This is a genomic window from Acetatifactor aquisgranensis (assembly GCF_943193215.1).
GTDB lineage: Bacteria > Bacillota > Clostridia > Lachnospirales > Lachnospiraceae > Acetatifactor > Acetatifactor aquisgranensis.
In genome coordinates, this window is record NZ_CALPDH010000031.1 from 24,711 (window position 1) to 47,992 (window position 23,282).

Genomic DNA, 23,282 nt, shown 5'->3' on the forward strand with positions numbered 1-23,282 from the left:
CCAGATGGTTCCTGAGATGGGAAAGGACTTGAGGGTATGTATAAGAAAGCGTTGAGTCTGCTGGTGGCGGGAAGCTTCCTGTTCATGGCCAGCTTCCTGTGCGTAAAGAGCATGGACAGAATACGGCTGGATTCCGAGCCGGTGATGATGCTGAAGCTGGAACTGGCTGAGCTGGAGGAAAAGGCGAAAGCCATGGAAGAGCGGGCTGCCACGGATGCGAAACAGGATCCGGGGAATCCGGAGAAAGGCCTTGGAATCGTTGATGTGGCGGTGTCCGGACAACGGGTGGTGGACTATGGTGTGATAGAACATACACTGGTCTACGATTTACCGGACGAGGAGCTGGACGCGCTGCTCAGAATCGTGGAGGCGGAGGCGGGAAACGAGGACGAGGATGGAAAGCTGCTGGTGGCCAATGTGGTGCTGAACCGGATGAACGCGGATATATTCCCGGATACAGTGACCGGGGTGGTGCTGCAGAAGGAGAAAGGGGTATCGCAGTTTTCTCCGGTGGCGAACGGCAGCTATTACCGGGTGAAAGTCAGCGAGGAGACGGTCAGCGCCGTGGGACGCGCACTGATGGGAGAGGACATTTCCCAGGGGGCGCTGTATTTCGTGGCGCGGAAGTATGCGGACAGCAGCAAGCTGAAATGGTTTGACGAGAAGCTGACTTATCTGTTCGTACATGGGGGACATGAATTTTTTAAGTAGAAATTATGAACAGGAATGTGTGGGGACAGCCGCGGCAGATATTTGATGCGGCTGTCCCAAATTTTATGCAGATAAGGCTGGAAATGCACAGCAAAAAATGCTATATTAGGTTAGGAAGAGACAAGGATTCAGAAGAAGAGGAAAGGATAAAACAGGTAGCATACATGGAAGTATTATATAACAGCACAAGAACCGGAGGCATCTCGCTAAAGGCCTCCCGGGCGATTCTGAAAGGCCTTTCAGAGGACGGAGGGCTCTTTGTGCCGGACCATATCCCGTCCCTGGACAAAAGTCTGAAAGAACTGGCTCAGATGGACTACAGGCAGACAGCCTATGAAGTGATGAAGCTTTATCTGACGGATTTTACGGAGGAGGAGCTGAAAGACTGCATCGAGCGGGCTTATGACGCGAAATTTGATACGGAGGAAATCGTGCCTCTGAAAAAAGCGGGGGAGGCATACTATCTGGAGCTGTTCCACGGCCCCACCATCGCTTTCAAGGATATGGCGTTGTCCATCCTGCCCCATCTGATGATTACAGCGGCCCGCAAGAATGACGTGAAAAATGAGATTGTCATCCTGACCGCCACTTCCGGCGACACCGGCAAGGCGGCATTGGCCGGCTTTGCGGGCGTGGAGGGGACGAGGATTGTAGTGTTCTATCCAAAGGACGGCGTCAGCGTCATCCAGGAGAAGCAGATGGTGACCCAGAAAGGGGACAACACGCTGGTAGTGGGCATCCGCGGCAACTTTGACGACGCCCAGAGCGGTGTGAAGCAGATTTTCGCGGACAGGGAACTGGCTCAGGAGATGGCGGAGAAAGGGTTCCAGTTCTCCTCGGCGAACTCCATCAATATCGGCAGACTGGTACCCCAGATCTGTTATTACGTTTATGCCTATGGAAAGCTTCTCCGGGACGGTGAAATCGCGGAGGGCGAGACCGTCAATGTGGCAGTGCCTACCGGCAATTTCGGCAATATCCTTGCGGCGTTCTATGCAAAGAACATGGGACTGCCCATCGGGAAGCTGATCTGCGCCTCCAACGAAAACAAAGTGCTCTACGATTTCTTCCGGACAGGGGCCTATGACAGGAACAGGGAGTTCCGGTTGACCACTTCGCCCTCCATGGACATCCTGATTTCCAGCAATCTGGAGCGGCTGATCTACCGCGCCGCCGGGAATGACGCGGACAGGAACCGCGAACTGATGGCGGCGCTTGGGGGCCAGGGAAGATATGAAGTCACGGAGGAGATGAAAGAGGCGCTTTCCGACTTTTACGGGAATTATGCCACAGAGGAGGAAACGGCGGCAGAAATCCGCAGGCTTTACGAAGATTACGGATACGTAATCGATACCCATACGGCCGTGGCCTCCGCAGTGTACGGGAAATACGCCCAGGAGACGGGAGACAAGGCGAAGACAGTCATTGCGTCCACCGCCAGCCCCTATAAGTTCACCAGGAGCGTCATGGATGCCCTGGGCACTGCCACAGGCCGGGGAGATGAGGCAAAGGAGGACTTCGCGTTGGCGGATGAGCTTTCCGCGCTGTCCGGCGTGAAAGTGCCCCGGGCTGTGGAGGAAATCCGCACTGCGGCGGTGCTCCATAAAAAGGTGTGCGAGGCCTGGCAGATGAAGGACGCGGTGAAGGAGTTCCTGGGGATTTATACTGCTTAACAGATAAATTTTCCCAGTAATCTGACTACATAACGCCAGCCCGATACGTTTAACCAGTGCAGTACGGTAAATTCCGGCGTTATGTAGGATAGCCGGAGGTCAGGAGGAAATGGTGAAGAAAAGGTGCCTGTTTTTAGGCTGTGCGCTTCTGCTTGGCCTGACGGTCCCCGGCCAGTCCGCTTTGGCGCAGGATCGGCATGGACAGGAGCGGACGGAAGTGGAAAATCTGCTCAGAGAATATTATGAGGCGTGCTCGGAGGGGGACTGGGAGCGGGCCGGGACTCTGATTGCCATGGAAAACCCTTATGCGGAAAAGACATTGGGGAAATGGGCAAAGGAATGCGGCCTGGAGCGGTATGATATCATCCGGACGGACGCTTATCATCTTGAGACAGGCGACTGCTGGCTGGTCTGGGTGGAATACGATTTGGTCGTGGAAGACATGGAGGCCGCCATACCGGGGGCCACGACCTATGTGCTCTGCAAGGGAAAAAACGGATGGGAGGATTGCACCGGCTCGGAATCCGCGGCTCTGGAGGATGAGGTCACGCAGGTCGCCTGGACGGATGAGTACATGGGCAGGATGGTGGACGTGGAGGGACGGTATCTTGAAGTTCTTGAAAACCATCCTGAACTGGCGGAATGGGCCGATGCGCTGGCGGATTTGCTGAAACGCCGCAGGATGGAAGAGGCGGAGCAGGGAGAGGCTGACCCACCGGAGCGCTATATCGTGCAGGGAGGAGACTGTCTGTGGGACATTGCCGAAGAGAAGCTTGGCAGGGGAGCGGACTGGATAATTCTCTATGAGGAAAACAGGGATGTCATAGGGGACGATCCGAATCTGATTCTGACAGGGACAGAACTGCGGATTACATATCAATAATACAGAGGCTAATTTTGGAGGAATGAAATGACAATAGAAGAAATGCTGGGTAAAGTAGACCATACACAGCTGAAAGCTTTCGCTACATGGGAGGATATCCGCAGACTCTGCGACGAGGCCATTGCCTGTCATACGGCCAGCGTATGCGTCCCGCCGTCTTATGTGAAGCGGATTCACGATACTTACGGAGAGAGGATAAACATCTGCACAGTGGTGGGGTTCCCGCTGGGCTACAGCGCCACGGAGGCCAAGCTGGCCGAGGTGCGGCAGGCGCTTTCGGAGGGCTGCAATGAAATCGACATGGTGGTCAATATCGGGGATGTGAAGAATGGAGATTTCGACAAGGTAGAGACGGAAATCCGCACTCTGAAGGAAGCCTGCGGGGAGCATGTCCTGAAGGTCATCATAGAGACCTGCTACCTTACGGAAGAAGAGAAGATTGCCATGTGCAGGGCCGTCACAGGCGCGGGGGCGGACTACATCAAGACATCCACTGGCTTCGGCACAGGCGGGGCCACCAGAGAGGACGTGGAGCTTTTCCGAAAACATATCGGGCCGGATGTAAAAATCAAGGCCGCAGGAGGCGTGTCCACTTTGGCGGATCTGGAGATGTTCATCAATCTGGGGTGTGACAGAATCGGCACCTCCAGGGCGGTTGGACTGTGCAGGGGGCAGGCTGTAGAAGGATATTGATAAAATTTCAATAGATAATCATGGATACAGGAGGATGGAAAAATGGAGAATCAAGTGATTCAGAATCGTTTGCAGGCGCTCAGAGAAGCGATGAGGGCCGCGGGCATCGATTATTATATGATACCCACGGCGGACTTCCACAATTCTGAGTATGTGAGCGATTACTTTAAGGTGAGGGAGTATTTCTGTAATTTTTCAGGATCCAACGGCACCCTGGTGATATGGCAGGAGGGCGCGGGCCTGTGGACGGACGGCAGATACTTTATCCAGGCGGAGAAGGAGCTGGAGGGTACCTCGGTCACCCTGTACCGCATGCGGGAGGAGGGCGTTCCGACAATCACGGAATTCCTGGAGCAGAATATGAAGCAGGGCCAGACCCTGGGCTTTGACGGCAGGGTGATTCCTGCCCAGTCCGGAAAAGAGTATGAGAAAAAATTCGCCGACAAGCAGATTTCCATCGTATATGACAAGGATCTGGCAGAGGGGATCTGGACGGACAGACCGGCGTTCCCGGCGGGGAAGGTGACCGTGCTGGACGAGCAGATCGCCGGAAAGAGTTTTGAAGAGAAGCGGGGCCAGGTCCTGGAGAAGCTGGAGAAAGAGGGCGCGGACGCATTCCTCCTGACAAAGCTGGACGATCTGATGTGGCTCTTCAATATCAGGGGCTGCGACGTGGAGTGCAATCCCGTGGCCATGTCCTACGGATATCTGACGAAAGACCGCACAGTCCTGTTCATCCGGAAGAGCGCGCTGGACGAGGGGGTCACCGCTTATCTGGCCGCCAAGGGCATAGAGGTGGAAGAATACGGGGATGTAGTGGAATATCTGAAGGCCCTTTCCGGGGAGGGGAAGGTTCTGGTGGACGAGCGCCACTGCAGTTATGGCCTGTACAAGACGGTGGCGGAAAAGCAGACTCTGGTAGAGAAAAAGAACCCCACAGAGCTCCTGAAGGCCATCAAGAATCCCGTAGAGCTGGCCAATATGGAGAAGATGTACTTAAAGGACAGCCTGGCCCTGACGAAGTTCATCCACTGGCTGAAGAAGAACATCGGGAAGACGGAGATTACCGAGATTACGGCGGCGGACAAGCTGGAGGAATTCCGCAGGGAGATACCGGAATTCCTGGGGCTGTCCTTCCCCACCATCGGCGGCTATAAAGCCAACGCGGCCATGATGCATTACGAGGCCACACCGGAGAGCCACGCGGTGCTTGCGCCGGAGGGGCTGTTCCTGGTGGATTCCGGCGGGCAGTATCTGGGCGCTACCACGGACGTGACCAGGACGATCGTGCTGGGACCCGTTTCCGATGAAATCAAGAGGCATTACACGGCAGTGGCGGCGGGCATGCTGCAGATGACCAATGCCAGATGGCTCCACGGATGCACGGGGCGGAATCTGGACATCCTGGCAAGGCAGCCCGTCTGGAATATGGGGTTGGACTATAAATGCGGCACCGGGCACGGCGTGGGCTATATCCTGAACGTACATGAGGGCCCCCAGGGGCTGTCCTGGCAGTATGTGGAGGGACGTCCGGAGGCTGTGATCGAGGAAGGCATGGATGTCACCAATGAGCCGGGCATCTATGTGGAGGGCAGCCACGGCATCAGGATTGAGAACGTGATGGTGGCGAAGAACGACGTGAAGAACGAGTACGGCCAGTTCATGCACTTCGAGACCCTGACCTGGGTGCCGATCGACATGGAGGCCATCGACGAGAAGTATATGACCGAGACCCAGAGGGCTTTCCTGTACAAGTACCAGAGGGAAGTGTACGAGAAGCTGTCTCCTTACCTGGACGATGAGGAGAAGGCATGGCTGCTGAAGGAGACCCGGGCGGACGGGACGGTCATTTTGAAGAACTAGGCTGAGGGCGGAAGCCCTGGCGGGACTGGTTTATTAAATCGTTATAAAATCTGTTATCGGTTTCTTGACTTTTGGAAACAGTTTTGAGATAATGAATCCGATAGGGTGATTTGCCTCCGGGAGCCGGAGGGGAATCGCCCATAAGGAAACCGATCACCTCCCGGCACTTCCGGCGGGAGAGTAGGAAATACAATTTCAAGGAGGACGATACCAATGTCAACAAAAGCGTATTACCCCATTTCTGAGATCGGGGCAGGCAAGCCCGGTTTCAGCAAGACACGTTCCATCATCGAGGGCGCTTTCTACGGCAACAACGTAGTAAAGGTGAACACCCTGAAGGAAGCATATGAGATGGCCAAGAATTCTCCCGGAACCATCGTTACCGATATGCCGGTTTACCGTGCGGAAGAAATCGGCCTGGAGAGAGACGCGAAAGTTCTGCTGTTCAATGACGGCGCAGTGACCGGACGTTATGCTCAGGCGCGCCGCATCAAGGGCGAGCCCGGCGTGGACGAAGGGAAGCTTGACAAGGTGGTCATGGACGCTATCTACAAGACCCGCTTTAAGACTCTGTACCATGCGGAGTGCTATATCGGCCTGGATCCCGAGTTCATGGCAAAGGCTCATCTGCTGATTCCCGAAGGAGAGGAGAACCTCCTGTACAACTGGATGCTGAACTTCCAGTACATGTCCGACAAGTATGTGGCTATGTACAAGGAGTCCCAGCCCATCGGCGGCGGCAAGGAGCCGGATATCTATATCTTCTCCGATCCCCAGTGGGCACCTACCCCCAGCCCCGACGTGGACTACAGCTGCTTGAGCGACGACCTGACCCTGTGCTACTTCGACACCAACCAGAACTGTGCCGCTATCCTGGGCATGAAGTACTTCGGCGAGCACAAGAAGGGCACATTGACCATGGCCTGGGCCCTGGCCAACAGGAACGGCTACGCTTCCTGCCACGGCGGACAGAAGGAGTATCTGCTGGCTGACGGCAGCAAGTTCGTTGCTTCCGTATACGGCCTGTCAGGATCCGGCAAGTCCACCCTGACCCATGCGAAGCACGGCGGCAAGTACGAGATTAAGGTGCTGCATGACGATGCTTTCATCATCAACACCGACACCTGCTCTTCCGTAGCCCTGGAGCCTACCTACTTCGACAAGACGGCCGATTATCCCACAGGCTGCCCTGACAACACCTTCCTGCTCACCGCCCAGAACTGCTCCGCTACCCTGGACGAGGACGGCAAGGTGCAGCTGGTCACCGAGGACATTAGGAACGGCAACGGCCGCGCCATCAAGTCCAAGCTGTGGAGCCCTAACCGCGTGGACAAGATTGACGCTCCCGTGAACGCGATTTTCTGGATTATGAAGGATCCCACCATCCCGCCTGTAGTGAAGCTGAAGGGCGCCGCGCTGGCATCCGTCATGGGCGCTACCCTGGCTACCAAGACATCCACCGCAGAGCGCGTGGCAGCAGGTACCGATATGAACGCGCTTCGTATCGTTCCTTACGCTAACCCGTTCAGGACCTATCCTCTGGTAAATGACTATGAGAAGTTCAAGAAGCTGGTTGCCGAGAAGAACGTTGACTGCTACATCATCAACACCGGCGACTTCATGGGCAAGAAGGTAAAGCCTGCAGATACCCTTGGCATCCTGGAGACCATCGTGGAGAAGAAAGCAACCTTCAGGCAGTGGGGACCTTTCGAGGACATCGAGATCATGGATTGGGAAGGCTTTGCGCCTGACCTTAAGGACGGCGACTATATAAAGGCTCTGCAGAACGCGATGCAGAACCGTGTGGACGCTGTGGAAGGCTTCGCTACCAAGAAGGAAGGCTACGACAAGCTGCCTGAGGAGGCTCTAGAGGCCCTTAAGAAGATTGTGAACGAGGCTGCAAGCTTATAAGAATGTGAAGTGTATTAAAAGTATTGTACGGGGCGGTGGGCTTTTGCCTGCCGTCCTTTTTGTGCTTTTGTCGAAGGTTGGTGAATCTGCAATTAATTTTCAAGATTTTGGCAAAAGTTTTAGTTGTATTTCACAGAGGTTTTTGTTATAATACCTTTTAGATAACAGAATCTGCTTTGGGTTTTATCATAGCACTTGGATAATGGAATCTGTATTAGATTCTTTGATGGGAACTTGCCTGAGATGTGCGATAACTTCTGTTTATTTTGAACCTACATTACTTTAAACGGGATTCCTATATTGCCGAGTGGCTGTCAAGCCCTCACTGTCTGGATTTTCCAGGGAGGATTGGAAGGGAAGGCAAAAGCTCTGGTTGCGGTTACCCACCTAGCATTGCTAGGAGTCAGAGAGCAGGAGGCGGCATTTTGGGCATCCGTTACAGAAGAAGAGGGCAGTCCTTCGCGGGGCTGCTCTTTTGAGTGCCTGAGTTACGATACAAAAAATTGCGGAGACGTTTGGGAGGGAATTTGGACAGAGACAGACAGAACTGGAACAGATCACAGAGGCTGCAGCTGAAAGCCATGATCTGCCTGCTGGGCTTTTTGCTGTTGGTGTTATTGCTGGTTGGCAGATTGGTGACGATGCTGTTGCATGGAGGGGGAGAAGAAAAGGAGACGGAACCTGCGCCCATGCCCCATGTACCCGTAGTGCAGACATTTGCGAATGTGTGGATCATGGAGGCAGACGAAGAGGGAATCCTGGTTTTCAGGGACGGCGTCTCCGAGAGCTATCCATGGGGGACAGAGGAAGACGGCGGGGCGATGCGGCCCGATTTGTCCCTGCGGGAGCAGGTGGCGGATGTGGTGCTGACGGACGGCGCGGTGACCTCGGTGAGCGCCAAGAGGGAGAAAATCAACGGAAAAGTGCTAAGCGCGGATGACGGCTGGATAGAGGTAGAGGGCTACGGCAGGCTGCCTCTGGCAGAGGATTACAAGGGCTATCGACTGTTCGACAGTCTGGAGATGTGTACGGCGAGTGATTTGTATTTCGGCTATGATTATACGGATTTCTGTGTGGAAGAGGGAGAGATCTGCGGCATTCTCATGGTGAAGGAGGAGGTCATGGAGTACATACGGGTCCTTCTGGAAAATGCTGACTATCAGGGCATTTTCCACGAGGAACCGGCAATTACCTGCGATGTGGACTATACCGTGATTTACGGGGATTACGGCAGTATGCGGCAGGAGAGCCATTCGGCATGGGAGACGCTTAACTTCGGGGATGAAAGCCCCTATTTTGTCTCTGAACGCGTCCGGATCGTGCCGGATGTGCTGACGGGGAAGATTGTCCTGGAGAGCTGCAGCCGCAGCCAGGGCACTCCTGCCTACAGGGGGCAGATAGAGCTCCTGCGGACGAAAGACGGTATTGTAGTGATAAATGAAGTGCTGCTGGAGGAATATCTCTACAGCGTGGTGCCCAGCGAGATGCCGGGCGGGTATCCGGCGGAGGCTCTGAAAGCCCAGGCAATCTGTGCCAGGACCTATGCCTATGGGCGCATGGAGCATGCGGGATACCCGCAGTATGGCGCACATGTGGACGACAGCACCTCTTATCAGGTGTACAATAATATCCTGGAGCAGGAGAGCACCACTACTGCCGTGAAAGAGACCTATGGACAGCTTTTGTATTCAGGGGACGGCGAACTGGCGGAGACATTCTATTACTCCACCTCCTGCGGCGTGGGAAGCGACGCGAATGTATGGAAGACCGCCGGCGCGCCGACGCTTGAATATCTGAAGGCCAAGCCTTTAAGTAAAACGGCCATGACGGCAGCGGTGGAGGCCATGAGCGGCGGCGCTGCGCTGCCTGTGGAGACTTTGGGGGAGGAGCTGCGGGATGAGGAGGCTTTTGCCGCGTTCATCACCGGTAAGAATCCGGATGATTTCGAGGCGGCGGAGAACTGGTACCGATGGAGCTGCCAGGTGGAGGAAATCGACAGGGAGCACATGCTGGAGGTTCTGCAGCAGCGCTACGCGGCAGGCAGCAGCCTTATCCTCACCTGGAAAGACGGGGCATATGTCAGCGAACCCATAGAATCCCTTTCCGAGATTACTGACATATATATTGAAAAGCGGGGCAGCGGCGGGGTGGCCGATGAGCTTGTGATAGAAGCCGGTTCGCAGAAGATAAAGGTCATATCCGAGCATTACATACGGGCCGTGCTGAACGACAGCTCTTCGAAAGTGGTTCTGCAGGACGGCAGCGAGGTTGCGGGCATGAATTTGCTGCCCAGCGGTTTTTTTGTGATTATGACTAGCATAAAGGACGAAAATGTGGTAGGATATAATCTGTATGGCGGTGGGTTCGGCCACGGAGTGGGCATGAGCCAGAACGGCGCCAGGGACATGGCGGAGAGCGGATACTCTGCGATGGATATTTTGCTGTATTTTTACGAAAACTGTGACATCAAAAATGTATATGAGTAGGAGTGCGCCATGACCTGCCAGCTTTTTAATATCCTGTTGGATTTTTCCGCAAAGATGAAGAAACAGAATATCAGCACTTTTGCTGCCAGCACGGCCTTTTTCTTCTTCCTTTCCATCGTGCCCATGCTGATTATGGTGTGCACGATCATCCCCTACACGCCCCTGACAGAGGAGAACCTGGTGGAGGCGGTGACGGATCTGACGCCGGATCAGGTGGACGGACTGGCAGAAAGTCTGATTTCGGACATTTATAAAAATTCGGCGGGAGTGCTGTCCATTGCGCTGATTGCCACCTTGTGGTCAGCTTCCAAGGGCGTCATGGCGCTGATGCGGGGCCTGAATGCCATCAATGGCGTGGAGGAAAACAGAAATTATTTCGTGGTGCGGGTGATTGCGTCCTTTTATACCATAGTGATGCTGATTGTGATGGTGCTCTCCCTGTTCCTCATGGTGTTCGGCGACCAGCTGGTGAACCTGATGCTGCACCGCATTCCCCAGCTGAAACAGCTGGTATCCTTTATCATGAATTTCAGATTTATTTTTGTGTGGGCAGTGCTTTCCGTGCTGTTTGCCGCTGTATACGCGTATGTGCCGGACAAGAAGCTGGCTTTCCGGGAACAGATTCCGGGAGCGGTCTTTTCCGCCGTGGTATGGAGTGTCTTTTCTTGGGCCTTTTCCTACTATGTGACCTATGGCAACTCTTACGGCATTTATGGCAGCCTGTCCATCATCATCATCGTGTTGCTGTGGATGTATTTCTGTATGTATATTATAATGATTGGCGCTTATCTGAACAGGTATTTCGCGCCGGTGAACAAAGCGTTGGTAAACAGAGACCGCGATTGATTCTTTCCCGAAGGGGGGTTGACGATATAAAAATCAAGGAGGCATAAGATGATACATAATCGAGTGGAGTGGCAGGACAGATTCAATATTGGCGTGGATTTCATTGACAGAGAGCACAGGAAACTTTTCAGCATTGTGAATAAGCTGTTTGCTTACGATGGCAATGACAGCAAGAGCCAATGGGCCTACCAGGAGGGCATTAAGTTCTTCAAGGGGCATGCTATGAAGCATTTTGCGGAAGAGGAAGTCTATATGGCGTCCATCAATTATGAGGGATACGACAGGCACAGGCATCTCCATGACACATTCCGGCGTAAGACGCTTCCCGAGATAGAGAAAGAACTCGCGGAGTCCTACTATTCTGAGGAAGCGGTGAAGCATTTCCTGGGAGTATGCGCCGGATGGCTCATCGGCCATACATTGACGGAGGACCGTGCAATCGTAGGGCAGGTGGAGAGCAAATGGGAGAATCTGCTTCCCTTTGAAAAGCAGGAAGCCATGAAGAAATTCATTATCGGGCAGCTCCGGGAAATGTTCGAGCTGGATGCCAGGGTCATCAGTGAAAGCTATGGGGGGGAGAAGTTCGGGAAAGGATTCTACTACAGGCTGATGTATGGGACGGAGAAAGGGGAGCGGTGGGAGTTTTTCCTGGTGTTCGAGGAGCAGCTGATTGTCAATACAATCGGCAAGATGATAGGCTCCGAGACCAGGGGCGTAGATGTCATGATGATGAATGCCACCCGGTATACGGCAAGGCAGTTCGTGGACCGCGTCAAGGAGCATTTCCCGTTCGCGAGTCAGTTCGATGTTTTGGATGAGAATCTGCTGAACTATGATCAGTTTGAGCGGGCATTTGCAAAAAGGGATTCCCAGTGCAGCCTGCTGTTCAATACAGGAGAGGGATATTTCGCTTTTTGCGTGTCGGCGCCCCATCTGCTCACCGAAGAAGTGACGCTGCCTGTAGAGGGGACCGGCGCGGCATCCATCAGGGCGGAGAATGCTATGGAGGAGATCAAAAAGTATCTTGAGACCCAGGATATGGCGGAGAAAAAGAAGATTCTCGTGGTAGACGATTCCCTTGTCATGCAGCAGGCCATGAAAGAGCTGCTGGGTAAGGACTATGCAGTTGCGCTGGCTAAGTCCGGCGTGGCGGCAATCAGGAGCATGACGCTGGATAAGCCGGATCTGGTCCTGTTAGATTATGAGATGCCAGTCTGCGATGGAAAGCAGGTGCTGGAGATGATTCGGGCAGAGGAGGAGCTGGCTGACACGCCTGTCATTTTCCTCACCAGCAGAACGGACAGGGAGAGCGTCAGAAAGGTAGTGGACCTGAAGCCCGCAGGCTATCTGCCCAAATCCCTGAAGTCGGAAGAAATCAAGCAGAATATCAAGGCCTATTTCGAGAAGGCCGCGAGGTGATTTGTCAAACTTGTAAGGATTTCCGCTCCGGGTTATTATGTGTCCTATATCGGATGGGAAGAGGCGCCGGACGGGCAGAGCTTACGTTCCCGGGGGCATTCCCGGCTTCGAAAGAGCGCTGAAAGAGTAAGACCATGCAGTATAATGTAAAAATGTCTTCCCAAAAAAGTGCCGGATTTCCCTTGACATTTTGGCGGGAAGACAGTATGATTAAGAACTAATAAGGCATTTGAAAGGCATAGATGGTGCCAAGTAGCGGTTGCTTTTCTTACAGAGAGAGGAAGTCATCGGGTGGAAACTTCCTTAAGTTCAGAGGAATCGTGAATTTCCCGCCGGAGCTGCCTGACAGAACGCGGATTGCGGATATATCGTCAATATATCCGCGATAAGCCAGTAAGCCAGGACGTGGGGCGCTCGTTACGCGCAAATGAGAGCCGGTGTTCTGTACAGGACAGGATGCCGGAAGCAGGGTGGTACCGCGGAAATATATTTCGTCCCTTGCAGTTTTGTATTCGGAAACTGCAGGGGATTTTTTGTGGAAATCCGCAGTTTCCGGCAGGAGCACTGACTGCCATAGACGGCGTGGATTGCCGGACAGTTACGGAAACAGGAACAGGAGGAAAAGATGAAAGAAAAACTGGAACAAATCAGGGAAAGGGCGCTCTCACAGATAAAAAACTGTGATTCCGCCGACAAATTGAATGAACTCAAGGTAAGTATCCTGGGCAAGAAAGGCGAGCTTACCGACCTGCTTAAAGCTATGCGGGACGTGGCGCCGGAGGAGCGCCCCAAAGTAGGCCAGATGGTGAATGAGGCCAGGGCCGAAATCGAAAAGGTTCTGGAGGAGAGCAGGGCAAGGATTGAAAAGGCCGTCAGGGAAGCCAAAATGAAGGCCGAGGTCATCGATGTGACGCTTCCCGCCAGCAGGGCGGAACTGGGCCACAGACATCCCAATACCATCGCTCTGGAGGAAGTGGAGCGAATCTTCGTCGGCATGGGATATGAGGTGGTGGAAGGCCCGGAGGTGGAAAAGGATTACTATAACTTCGAGGCGCTGAACATTCCCGCGGACCATCCGGCCAAGGATGAGCAGGACACCTTTTATGTGGCAAGCGCTACAGGAGATATCCTGTTGCGCACCCAGACATCCGGCGTGCAGGTTCATGAGATGGAAAAGGGCAGGCTGCCCATCCGCATGATTGCGCCGGGCAGAGTGTTCCGCTCGGACGAAGTGGATGCCACCCATTCCCCGTCTTTCCACCAGATTGAGGGGCTGGTCATTGATAAGCATATCACTTTCGCGGATCTGAAAGGGACGCTGGCGGAATTCGCGAAAGCGCTGTTCGGGGAGGAGACGAAAGTAAAATTCCGGCCCCACCATTTCCCGTTCACGGAGCCCAGCGCGGAGATGGACGTGACCTGCTTCAAATGCGGAGGCAAGGGCTGCCGGTTCTGCAAGGGCAGCGGCTGGATTGAGATTTTGGGCTGCGGCATGGTGCATCCCCATGTGCTGGAGATGAGCAATATCGATCCTGAGGAGTATACAGGCTTTGCATTTGGCATGGGACTGGAGCGCATCGCTCTGCTGAAGTACGAGATTGACGACATGCGTCTGCTCTACGAGAACGATATCCGATTCCTGAGGCAGTTCTAGGGCGAAAACAGGATGTCCCGGATAAATATTAAAACGCATAAAATAAAACGAAATACTGAATATATTGAGAAAGGGAAAAAGACATGAATACAGCATTGTCATGGATTAAGGCATATGTGCCCGAACTGGAATGCACGGATCAGGAGTACTGCGACGCGATGACCCTGTCCGGCACGAAAGTGGAGGGCTTCGAGAGGAGAGATAAGAACCTGGAGAAAATCGTGGTGGGGCAGATTCTGTCCATTGAGCGCCATCCCGACGCGGATAAGCTCATTGTCTGCCAGGTGGACATCGGCGGGGAGACCATCCAGATTGTCACCGGCGCCCCCAACGTAAAGACAGGCGACAAGGTGCCCGTGGTCTTAGACGGCGGAAAGGTGGCGGGAGGCCACGACGGCGGTCCGCTGCCGGAGGAGGGCATCAGGATTAAGGCCGGCAAGCTGCGGGGCGTGCCCTCCAACGGCATGATGTGCTCCATCGAGGAGCTGGGCTCCGACCGGAACATGTACCCGGAAGCGCCGGAGAACGGAATCTATATCTTCGGAGAGGACGCCCGGGTGGGCGCTGATGCCGTGGAGCTTTTGGGGCTGCACGATACCGTTTTTGAATATGAAATCACCAGCAACCGGGTAGACTGCTACAGCGTGCTGGGCGTGGCCAGGGAGGCGGCGGCTACTTTCAGGAAGCCTTTCCTTCCGCCCGCGGTGAAGGAGACCGGCAACGGAGAGGATGTGCATGACTACATCAGCGTAGAAGTACGCGATCCCGACCTCTGCCCCAGATATTGCGCAAGAGTATGCAAGAACATCAAAATCGGCCCCTCCCCCAAGTGGATGCAGAGGCGCCTTGCAGCCAGCGGCATCCGCCCCATCAACAATCTGGTGGATATCACCAATTACGTGATGGAGGAATACGGCCAGCCCATGCACGCCTTTGACCTGGACACCATCGCAGGGCACAAAATCATTGTCCGCCGGGCTAAGGACGGAGATGAGTTCCAGACCCTGGACGGCCAGATGCGGAAGCTGGACAGCGAAGTGCTGATGATCTGCGACGCGGAAAAGGAAGTGGCCATCGGCGGCATCATGGGCGGCGAGAACAGCAAGATTACCGACAAGGTGCAGACCGTCCTGTTCGAGGCAGCCATCTTCAACGGCCCCAATATCAGAAAGTCTGCCAAGAGAATCGGTCTGCGCACGGATTCTTCCGGCAAATTCGAGAAAGGTCTGGAGACCCACAACGCGTTGGACGCCATCAACCGCGCCTGCCAGTTGATTGAGGAGCTGGGCTGCGGGGAAGTGGTAGGCGGCGTGGTGGACGTGGCCCAGCCCATGGCAGGAAAAAAGGTGCTGCCTTTCCGCCCTGAGAAATATAATGCGCTTCTGGGGACGGACATTGAGGAGACGGATATGCTGGAGATGTTCGCCCGCCTGGAAATCGAGGCCGTGAAGAACCAGGAGGGCGCCACCGAGCTGGTGATACCGTATTTCCGTCAGGATTTGAACTGCGATGCGGATATGGCGGAGGAAGCGGCCAGGTTCTATGGCTACGACAAGATTCCCACCACGCTGCCCTCCGGGGAGGCCACCGCCGGCAAGCTATCCTACAAGCTGCGCATTGAGCAGAAGGCAAGGGACATCGCGGAGTACTGCGGCTTCTCCCAGGGGATGAACTATTCTTTCGAGAGTCCCAAAGTCTTCGACAAGCTGTTGATTCCCGCAGAGGATAAGCTGCGCCGGACCGTGACAATCTCCAATCCGCTGGGAGAGGATTTCTCCGTCATGCGGACGATTTCCCTGCATGGGATGCTGACCAGCCTGGCCACCAATTACAACCGCAGGAATAAAAATGTCAGGCTCTATGAGCTGGGCAATATCTATCTGCCGGGGGGTCTGCCCCTTGAGGAGCTGCCCGAGGAGCGGATGCAGCTGACATTGGGCTTTTATGGGGAAGGGGATTTCTTCACCATGAAAGGCGTGGTGGAAGAGTTCTTCATCAGCACAGGCATGAAGAAAAAGCCGGCATACGATCCGAACGCCGGGAAGCCGTTCCTGCACCCGGGCCGCCAGGCGCTGATTCAGTATGAGGGCACCACCGTAGGCTATCTGGGCGAAGTCCATCCCGAGGTGCTGGACAACTATGAGATTGGCGCAAAGGCCTATGTGGCGGTGCTGGATATGCCGGAGGTGATTCCTTTTACTACTTTCGACAGGAAGTACGAGGGGATAGCCAAGTATCCTGCTGTGACCCGCGACATCAGCATGGTGGTGCCGAAAGAGATTCTGGCAGGCGACATTGAGAAAGTGATTGCCCAGAGGGGCGGGAAGCTTCTGGAGTCCTATCAGCTCTTCGATATCTACGAGGGAGCGCAGATTAAGGCCGGATATAAATCGGTGGCCTATTCCATCACTTTCCGGGCTAAAGACAGGACTTTGGAGGACAATGACGTCAATGCCGTCATGAAGAAGATTCTGAACGGTTTAGAGCAGATGGGAATCGAACTGCGGCAGTAAAGCCTGCCCGCGGGACAATCTTTTGCCCTGCGGGGAGTTCCCATAAATCGGAAAGTATGCTACAATATAAGTATCTTGTGGGAAGAGATTTGCCACAAAATCGGAAAAGCGAGAAAGGAATAAAGAAATGGAAAGAAAAGTGACGTGGGAGACCTATGACGCGGCGCAGCTTGAGAAGCTGGAAAAGCTGAATCAGGAGTACAGGGAGTTCCTGGACAACGGCAAGACCGAGCGTGAGTGCATCGACACCATCGTGAACACCATCGAGGCGGAGGGCTATCAGGAGCTGGAGAGTCTGGTTCAGGAAGGCAGGAAGCTGCAGAAAGGGGACAAGGTCTACAGCGTATGCATGAATAAGTCCATCGCCATGTTCCAGATCGGCGAGAAGCCCATGACCGGGGGCATGAACATCCTGGGCGCCCATATCGACAGCCCCAGAATCGACGTCAAGCAGAATCCCCTGTATGAGGAGGGCGGCTTCGCGTATCTGGACACTCACTATTACGGCGGCGTAAAGAAGTATCAGTGGGTCGCGCTGCCCCTGGCGCTGCACGGCGTGGTGGTAAAGAAAGACGGCACCACCATCGAGATGAGCATCGGCGAGAATGATGATGACCCCGTCTTCTTCATATCGGATCTGCTGGTTCATCTGGCGGGAGAGCAAATGGAGAAAAAGGCCTCCAAGGTCATCGAAGGGGAAGCCCTTGACCTGATCATCGGCAGCAAGCCCATCGTGCTTTCAGGGGAAGAGAAGGAGAAGGACGGGAACAAGGAAAAAGCCAAGGAAGCCATCAAGGCCGGCATCCTTGACATCCTGAAAGCGTCCTATGACATGGAAGAGGAGGATTTCCTCTCCGCGGAGCTGGAAATCGTGCCCGCGGGCAAGACAAGGGAAGTGGGCTTCGACCGCAGCATGATTCTGGGCTATGGACAGGACGACAGAGTCTGCGCGTTCACTTCCATGCGCGCCATGCTGGACGTAGGGAAAATTGAAAAGACCCTGTGCTGCATTCTGGTGGACAAGGAGGAAATCGGTTCCGTAGGCGCTACGGGCATGCAGTCCAGATTTTTCGAGAACGCGGTGGCGGAGCTGATGAACCTCACCGGCGAGTACAGCGAGCTGAACCTGAGGAGATGCCTGGCACGCAGCTGCATGCTTTCCTCCGATGTCAGCGCAGGCTTCGACCCCGCCTACGCGTCCTGCTTTGAGAAGAAGAATTCCGCTTTTGTAGGCCAGGGAATGGTCTTCAATAAGTTCACAGGTTCCAGAGGAAAGGGCGGCTCCAATGACGCCAACGCGGAATACATCGCGTATCTGCGCAGGATTCTGGATGAAAAGGGCATCGTCTACCAGACCGCGGAGCTGGGCAAGGTAGATGTAGGCGGCGGCGGGACCATCGCATACATCCTGGCCGAGTACGGCATGAACGTAATCGACAGCGGCGTGCCGGTGCTGAACATGCATGCGCCCTGGGAGGCCACCAGCAAGGCTGACGTATATGAGACATACCGCGGCTACATCGTGTTCGCGGAGGGGGCAGGGATGTAATGAGCGGCGGAATGCTGAAATCTGACTTCTATTTTGAACTGCCTGAGGAGCTGATCGCACAGGACCCTCTGGAGGAGAGAACCTCCTCCAGACTCCTGGTGCTGGACAGACGCTCCGGGGCAGTTTCCCATCATGTGTTCCGGGAAATCGCGGACTTCCTGCGCCCGGGAGACTGCCTTGTGCTGAACAATACCAAGGTCATCCCGGCAAGGCTTTTGGGCGAGAGGGAGGGCACCGGCGCCCATGTGGAGCTGCTTCTGCTAAAGCGAAAGAGCGGCGATGTGTGGGAGACGCTGGCGCGGCCCGGAAAGAAATGCCGCCCGGGCACGAAGCTTTCCTTTGGGGACGGCCTGCTGAAAGCCGAAATCCTGGAGACAGTGGAGGAGGGCAACCGCCTGGTGCGCTTTACCTATGAGGGGATATTCGAGGAGGTGCTGGACAGGCTGGGGGAGATGCCGCTGCCGCCATACATCACCCGCAAGCTTCAGGATAAAAACCGCTATCAGACAGTTTATGCAAAGCATGAGGGCTCTGCAGCCGCGCCTACGGCGGGGCTGCATTTTACAGAGGCGCTTTTAGGCCAGCTGGAGGCGAAAGGCGTAAAGCTTGCCTATGTGACGCTGCATGTGGGACTTGGCACATTTCGCCCCGTGAAAGAGGAGAATGTGCTGGAACATCACATGCACTCGGAGCATTATCAGATATCCCGGGAGACAGCGGACCTGATCAACCGTACCAAAGCGGAGGGCAGCAGGATTGTCTGTGTGGGGACCACCAGCTGCCGGACCATCGAGAGCGCGGCGGATGAGGAAGGAATCGTGCACCCGGGCAGCGGGGATACGGACATTTTCATCTACCCGGGATACCGGTTCAAGGCGCTGGACGCGCTGATCACCAATTTCCATCTGCCGGAGTCCACGCTGATTATGCTGGTGTCCGCGCTGGCGGGGCGGGAGCATGTGCTGGCGGCTTATGAGGAGGCTGTCAGGGAGCGGTATCGGTTCTTCAGTTTCGGGGATGCTATGCTCGTGTTGTAGCATTGAAATCGCGCTTTTGTAAACTAAGGGAAATCCCAGAAGAAAATAGATTTTGAATTTTGGGACAGAGGAAACCCCAGGAGTTTAGCGGCTCCTGGGGTATTTTGTCCCATCATCACCGGTAGATGAAAGAATGGGACAGACCATTTTTGAAAACAATAGAGCAGATGCGTCCATCCATAACGGAGATGCTGTCAATGATTCCCAGAAGGAATGTTTTCAAGACATCCGCATCCACGGACGATGCCAGGCGCTTGTAATTGACATAATTCCTGCCGGATAGGTTCTGCGATATGATGAACTCGCTGGCACGCTGCACAAAGATTTCATCGGATACGGACTGGTTCCAGGCATCCGGGTTTGCCATCCCTATCCGCTCATTGATGCCCTCCAGAGCCTCAATAAGTTTTTCTTTTTCGATGATATATTCTTTTTCCGACATCGCGTCATCGGAATAAAGGTATAAGTTTGTCAGACGTTCCAGAGCGCGTTCTGCCCTCTGCTTTTCCTTCCGGAGTTTTGAAAGCTCCGACTGCGCTTGCCTCTTTTCGTCTTTTTTGATTTTAACTCCCTTCCCATACACATCTCCAGACACTTTTCCGGATGCAAGGACGGAGTATAGGTCATTCAGCCCATCCGGTTCAATCCCCTTTACCTGGAGGAAAGTATCGCCGCGAAGGAGACGCTCCTGCAATTCCTCTGGAGAAGATATTTCCGCAAAGCCACGCTGTGCGTTAAGCATATTCAGTATATAGTTAAATACAAACTCTCCAACGACCGGATCAGAGATAGTAGGACAGTTGCAGGCGGTAGGAGATTTCCGGCGTGTGGAGCAGGAGTATTTTGAATACTTCCAGCCGTCCCTTGTAATATTACCAGGAGTGCTGTTCATGGGCTTTTTACAGGCACCACAATACATAAGGCCACCGAACACATGAACGTGTTTTGTCTCATGTTTCCTCTGATGGATTTTATACTGCTCTGCCTGGGAATCCAGAATGGCGATAATGCGCTCTTTTTGTTCACGACTTATCATCGCCGGGTGATGGTCTTGAATCGTTATCCATTCGGATTCTTTTTTCTTTTTACTCCGGTTTCCTTCCTTTGAGCGGTTGTACTGGTAATCTCCGCAGTAGAATACGTTCCGCAGGATGATTAAGAGTGTGGCGGCAGACCATTGATTTCCGGCGCGAGAGAACAGCTGCCGGTCATTAAGGATTCTGGCTACATGGATAAGGGAGCGGTGTTCCTCATAAAGGTTGTGCATCATCTCCACAACGGATTTTTCCGATTCATTGAAAGAAAACTCCCCGGTCTGGATGTCGTAATTATAGCCATACGGAACGCGCCCGCCGTTCCATAGGCCATTGTTCGCCCTGGAAATCATGGTAGCGGTCACGCGCTCTGATGTCATGTTGCGCTCCAGCTCCGCAAATACCAGGATGATTTTAAGCATGGCCTCTCCCATAGCAGTAGAGGTATCAAACTGCTCATTCTTGCTTACAAAGATGACCCCCAGCTCTTTCAGCTCATTGTACATGGATGCGAAGTCCAGGAGATTCCGGGAGATGCGGTCTATCTTCCAGACAAGCAGGTGCGTGAAAACGCCCTGGCGAATCTGGGACATCATCTCCTGGAATTTTGGCCGGTCAGTATTCTTCCCGGAGTAGCCTGCGTCCTCAAATATCACATAATCATCCGTACCCAAGATAAGGGACGCATACGCAATCAAGTCTTTTTTCTGCATTGGTAGGGAGTCTTTGTCTATCTGGTACAAGGTAGAGACGCGGACATATATTGCCACACGCGCCTTGCCATGCTCTATCAATGCCTTTACTTTCTTATAAGCCATGAAATACCTCCCAAAAAGAAAAGCCCCTAAATGGGGGCTATATTGCAGCCTGCCGCTGGCAAGCGAACTGTGAAAGGAACCGGTCCTCCGCCTGGCTTATCCTGGAGTTAATTTCCCCGATCTTCCCATCCCTGGACATAAGCAGCAGCTCACGGCACTCTTTTGTTGTGAATAGGTGGCATTGGTAAATGCCAGGTATGAAAGCCTTGCGGCAGATGGTGAGCAGTTCTTTTTCTGATATACCGCACCTGCAGCAAAGGTCAAAGATTTTGTTCACGATTCCAACATCCACAGATGCAGTCGATTTCCAGCCGCGGAAATTGTCCTGCTGATAATATAGCAGGCGTTCTATGCTGTCAAAGCCGTTTAAGTCGGAGTAGAAAGCCATGCAGTAATAGGCAAGCGCTATACGGAGATTCCCTTCCAGTTCTACAAACCGGCCCTGGCGCACACGGGCATCCCGGAGCAGGCGGTAATTCCCGGTTCTCAAATATAACTCTACTTCCAGGGTGAGGCTATCCCACCGCATATCATTCCCGGTACCGTCTCCAGAAATAGGACGCATATAATCTGGCAACATAATCCACCTCCATTGTTTATTTCCGCCGCTTGCGGATGCTGTCTATCCTAATAACCTTTTTTCCTCCTCTTGCATAGCGCGGTAAGTATCACACGCGCTTTTCATATATGCAAAACACATATCCTGGAGATTTCCGGGCAAAGAACGAAACATGGCAAGTATGTCTGATTCATCTTGTGATAACGGTTGCGGTTCTCCAGGCTTTACATATTCACTCCCAGTAAGAAGGAGGTCTGTGGAACAATTAAGATATTCTGCTAAAGCAATTACAGCATCGGAGTTTGGAGCGCTACCAGCTTGCCATCTTCCGATGCTACCGGTACTTATTTTACATTCTTTCAATACTGGAGTGGGTTTCAAACCCTTCATGTCGCATATTTCCTTAAAATTATCCCAAAACAAATAAGCCACCTCCAAAAGCAACTCACAAATCGGCGTAAAAATATTGACAAACGCCTTTCAGTGAGTTATGATATATATGCAAGATACATTTGTGCGTTTTATTTTCCTTAACGAATAACACATGCACAAAAACGCTCTTTTATGCGTTACAAGACAAAGAGCGCACATATTCATTTTAACAATGTATCGTCAAAATGTAAAGTCAAAATGTAACGCACATCATAGCAAAGGAGGTAAGAGAGATGGAAAAAAAGCTAACTCCCTGGTGTGAGAACGTAAAAATCGCCATGATTGAGCGCGAATTGAGTGTACAAGATTTAGCGGATGCTATCGGGATGTCGCGTGTGTATACATCGGCGGTCATCAACGGCAGAGTCCAGTCTGAACCAGCCATGCGGCTCATAAGCGATACGTTGAACATCGAAAGCCCAGAAAAGAGAAAATCTGATTCCTGGTGCAAGAGCGTGAGGATAGCGATGGTAAAGCGCGGATGGAGTGTGCTGGATTTGGCAAAGGCAGCGCACATGAGCAAAGGCCACACATCGGCAGTCATCAATGGCAGGGTGCAATCCTCTCCAGCGGTCAGAGCCATAAGCGATGTACTGAACATTGATGCAGCTGCTCTTTCCTCAGATGCTAATTGAATTATACATCGAAAGGACGGTGGATGACATGGGGAATGGCTCTATGAAAGACAATGATAATGTGTACTTTCTGGCGAGGAAAAAGGCGGCAATATACAACGAGAGGCTATACAGCAGGGAAGGGGCGGCGGAACTGCTGGGAGTGTCCGTATCAACACTGGCTGATTATGAGCTGGGGAATACAAAGGTGGTTCCGGTGGATAAAGTGGTGCTTATGGCAGACCTCTATAACTGCCCGGAGCTGAAATACAGCTATTGCAAGCATGAGTGTCCGATTGGAAAGTCAATGCCGGTGGCAACGCAGGCAAAGAACCTGGAGGGGATCGCGCTCCGGCTTATCCGGGAGTTTGATGTCGACAATCTAAAAGGAATCCAGAAGGATTTAATCGAGATTACAGAGGATGGCGTCATAGACGATGCGGAGAAACCGGCGCTGAAATCAATCATGGAGCGGCTGGACCAGATGGCGGTTGCCATTAGTGAATTAAAGATAGCAGGTGAAAAGGCACTGAAAGGGTAGGGATGGTTATGGATGCTGCCAAGTTGAGAGAGATTCTGAAAACACA

Annotated in this window: 18 protein-coding genes, 1 other RNA gene and 1 other annotated feature; of the genes, 16 read left to right on the forward strand and 3 right to left on the reverse strand. The window is 53.4% G+C overall.

What is annotated here, in order from left to right:
- The first annotated feature begins 36 nt into the window (after positions 1–36).
- The 14 genes from NFS35_RS22030 to queA all read left to right on the forward strand — a co-directional run bounded on the left by NFS35_RS22030 (position 37) and on the right by queA (position 19,238).
- Positions 37–711 carry a cell wall hydrolase gene (locus tag NFS35_RS22030; RefSeq protein ID WP_251209216.1) on the forward strand — a complete coding sequence of 225 codons (675 nt, stop codon included), beginning with the start codon at positions 37–39 and terminating at the stop codon, positions 709–711.
- Between the two features lie 164 nt (positions 712–875).
- Positions 876–2,384, forward strand: a complete 1,509-nt coding sequence (gene thrC, locus NFS35_RS22035) for a threonine synthase (protein ID WP_251209217.1) — start codon at positions 876–878, stop codon at positions 2,382–2,384.
- Between the two features lie 109 nt (positions 2,385–2,493).
- Complete coding sequence (locus NFS35_RS22040; RefSeq protein WP_251209218.1) at positions 2,494–3,267, forward strand: LysM peptidoglycan-binding domain-containing protein; 774 nt, start codon at positions 2,494–2,496, stop codon at positions 3,265–3,267.
- 27 nt (positions 3,268–3,294) lie between these two features.
- Entirely contained in the window at positions 3,295–3,960 is a 666-nt protein-coding gene (deoC, locus tag NFS35_RS22045; RefSeq protein WP_251209219.1) for a deoxyribose-phosphate aldolase, read from the forward strand.
- A 42-nt stretch (positions 3,961–4,002) separates the two neighbouring features.
- Entirely contained in the window at positions 4,003–5,823 is a 1,821-nt protein-coding gene (locus NFS35_RS22050) for an aminopeptidase P family protein (RefSeq protein WP_251209220.1), read from the forward strand.
- A gap of 213 nt (positions 5,824–6,036) precedes the next feature.
- Complete coding sequence (locus NFS35_RS22055; protein ID WP_251209221.1) at positions 6,037–7,734, forward strand: phosphoenolpyruvate carboxykinase (ATP); 1,698 nt, start codon at positions 6,037–6,039, stop codon at positions 7,732–7,734.
- 232 nt (positions 7,735–7,966) lie between these two features.
- Positions 7,967–8,170, forward strand: a non-coding RNA gene (gene ssrS / locus NFS35_RS22060) — 6S RNA.
- A 91-nt stretch (positions 8,171–8,261) separates the two neighbouring features.
- Positions 8,262–10,220 (forward strand): SpoIID/LytB domain-containing protein, encoded by a 1,959-nt coding sequence (locus NFS35_RS22065; protein WP_251209222.1) that lies wholly within the window; start codon positions 8,262–8,264, stop codon positions 10,218–10,220.
- A 9-nt stretch (positions 10,221–10,229) separates the two neighbouring features.
- On the forward strand, positions 10,230–11,066 hold the full coding sequence (locus tag NFS35_RS22070; RefSeq protein WP_251209223.1) for a YihY/virulence factor BrkB family protein: 837 nt from the start codon (positions 10,230–10,232) through the stop codon (positions 11,064–11,066).
- 48 nt (positions 11,067–11,114) lie between these two features.
- On the forward strand, positions 11,115–12,485 hold the full coding sequence (locus tag NFS35_RS22075) for a hemerythrin domain-containing protein (protein WP_330640409.1): 1,371 nt from the start codon (positions 11,115–11,117) through the stop codon (positions 12,483–12,485).
- Between the two features lie 230 nt (positions 12,486–12,715).
- Positions 12,716–12,987 (forward strand) — a binding site (T-box leader).
- A gap of 123 nt (positions 12,988–13,110) precedes the next feature.
- The gene (gene pheS / locus NFS35_RS22080; RefSeq protein ID WP_251209224.1) at positions 13,111–14,139 is read left to right on the forward strand and encodes a phenylalanine--tRNA ligase subunit alpha; all 1,029 of its coding nucleotides are present in this window, start codon (positions 13,111–13,113) and stop codon (positions 14,137–14,139) included.
- Between the two features lie 83 nt (positions 14,140–14,222).
- Positions 14,223–16,652 (forward strand): phenylalanine--tRNA ligase subunit beta, encoded by a 2,430-nt coding sequence (gene pheT / locus NFS35_RS22085; RefSeq protein ID WP_251209225.1) that lies wholly within the window; start codon positions 14,223–14,225, stop codon positions 16,650–16,652.
- 127 nt (positions 16,653–16,779) lie between these two features.
- A complete protein-coding gene (locus NFS35_RS22090) occupies positions 16,780–18,201 on the forward strand; it encodes an aminopeptidase (protein WP_251209226.1) in 1,422 nt (473 codons plus the stop codon).
- Positions 18,202–18,212: 11 nt separating this feature from the next.
- A complete protein-coding gene (gene queA / locus NFS35_RS22095) occupies positions 18,213–19,238 on the forward strand; it encodes a tRNA preQ1(34) S-adenosylmethionine ribosyltransferase-isomerase QueA (protein WP_251209261.1) in 1,026 nt (341 codons plus the stop codon).
- A gap of 115 nt (positions 19,239–19,353) precedes the next feature.
- Here queA and NFS35_RS22100 read toward each other — a convergent pair whose 3' ends face one another.
- From NFS35_RS22100 to NFS35_RS22110, 3 genes are read right to left on the reverse strand one after another with little or no spacing between them, the layout of a single operon-like run.
- Positions 19,354–21,090 (reverse strand): recombinase family protein, encoded by a 1,737-nt coding sequence (locus NFS35_RS22100; RefSeq protein WP_251209227.1) that lies wholly within the window; start codon positions 21,088–21,090, stop codon positions 19,354–19,356.
- A 37-nt stretch (positions 21,091–21,127) separates the two neighbouring features.
- A complete protein-coding gene (locus tag NFS35_RS22105) occupies positions 21,128–21,670 on the reverse strand; it encodes a hypothetical protein (RefSeq protein WP_251209228.1) in 543 nt (180 codons plus the stop codon).
- Positions 21,671–21,712: 42 nt separating this feature from the next.
- A complete protein-coding gene (locus tag NFS35_RS22110) occupies positions 21,713–22,039 on the reverse strand; it encodes a hypothetical protein (protein WP_251209229.1) in 327 nt (108 codons plus the stop codon).
- Between the two features lie 275 nt (positions 22,040–22,314).
- Here NFS35_RS22110 and NFS35_RS22115 point away from each other — a divergent pair, with 275 nt between their 5' ends.
- A complete protein-coding gene (locus NFS35_RS22115; protein WP_251209230.1) occupies positions 22,315–22,716 on the forward strand; it encodes a helix-turn-helix domain-containing protein in 402 nt (133 codons plus the stop codon).
- Between the two features lie 43 nt (positions 22,717–22,759).
- Entirely contained in the window at positions 22,760–23,236 is a 477-nt protein-coding gene (locus NFS35_RS22120) for a helix-turn-helix domain-containing protein (protein WP_251209231.1), read from the forward strand.
- Positions 23,237–23,282: the final 46 nt, after the last annotated feature.

Bases quoted from the DNA above. Each gene is read 5' to 3' on its own strand.
- NFS35_RS22070 (WP_251209223.1), top strand. From the start codon at position 10,230: ATGACCTGCCAGCTTTTTAATATCCTGTTGGATTTTTCCGCAAAGATG.
- NFS35_RS22120 (WP_251209231.1), top strand. From the start codon at position 22,760: ATGAAAGACAATGATAATGTGTACTTTCTGGCGAGGAAAAAGGCGGCA.
- NFS35_RS22115 (WP_251209230.1), top strand. From the start codon at position 22,315: ATGGAAAAAAAGCTAACTCCCTGGTGTGAGAACGTAAAAATCGCCATG.
- NFS35_RS22055 (WP_251209221.1), top strand. From the start codon at position 6,037: ATGTCAACAAAAGCGTATTACCCCATTTCTGAGATCGGGGCAGGCAAG.
- queA (WP_251209261.1), top strand. From the start codon at position 18,213: ATGCTGAAATCTGACTTCTATTTTGAACTGCCTGAGGAGCTGATCGCA.
- NFS35_RS22110 (WP_251209229.1), bottom strand. From the start codon at position 22,039: ATGAAGGGTTTGAAACCCACTCCAGTATTGAAAGAATGTAAAATAAGT.
- NFS35_RS22040 (WP_251209218.1), top strand. From the start codon at position 2,494: ATGGTGAAGAAAAGGTGCCTGTTTTTAGGCTGTGCGCTTCTGCTTGGC.
- thrC (WP_251209217.1), top strand. From the start codon at position 876: ATGGAAGTATTATATAACAGCACAAGAACCGGAGGCATCTCGCTAAAG.
- pheS (WP_251209224.1), top strand. From the start codon at position 13,111: ATGAAAGAAAAACTGGAACAAATCAGGGAAAGGGCGCTCTCACAGATA.
- pheT (WP_251209225.1), top strand. From the start codon at position 14,223: ATGAATACAGCATTGTCATGGATTAAGGCATATGTGCCCGAACTGGAA.
- NFS35_RS22090 (WP_251209226.1), top strand. From the start codon at position 16,780: ATGGAAAGAAAAGTGACGTGGGAGACCTATGACGCGGCGCAGCTTGAG.
- NFS35_RS22100 (WP_251209227.1), bottom strand. From the start codon at position 21,090: ATGGCTTATAAGAAAGTAAAGGCATTGATAGAGCATGGCAAGGCGCGT.
- NFS35_RS22075 (WP_330640409.1), top strand. From the start codon at position 11,115: ATGATACATAATCGAGTGGAGTGGCAGGACAGATTCAATATTGGCGTG.
- NFS35_RS22050 (WP_251209220.1), top strand. From the start codon at position 4,003: ATGGAGAATCAAGTGATTCAGAATCGTTTGCAGGCGCTCAGAGAAGCG.
- NFS35_RS22105 (WP_251209228.1), bottom strand. From the start codon at position 21,670: ATGTTGCCAGATTATATGCGTCCTATTTCTGGAGACGGTACCGGGAAT.
- deoC (WP_251209219.1), top strand. From the start codon at position 3,295: ATGACAATAGAAGAAATGCTGGGTAAAGTAGACCATACACAGCTGAAA.
- NFS35_RS22030 (WP_251209216.1), top strand. From the start codon at position 37: ATGTATAAGAAAGCGTTGAGTCTGCTGGTGGCGGGAAGCTTCCTGTTC.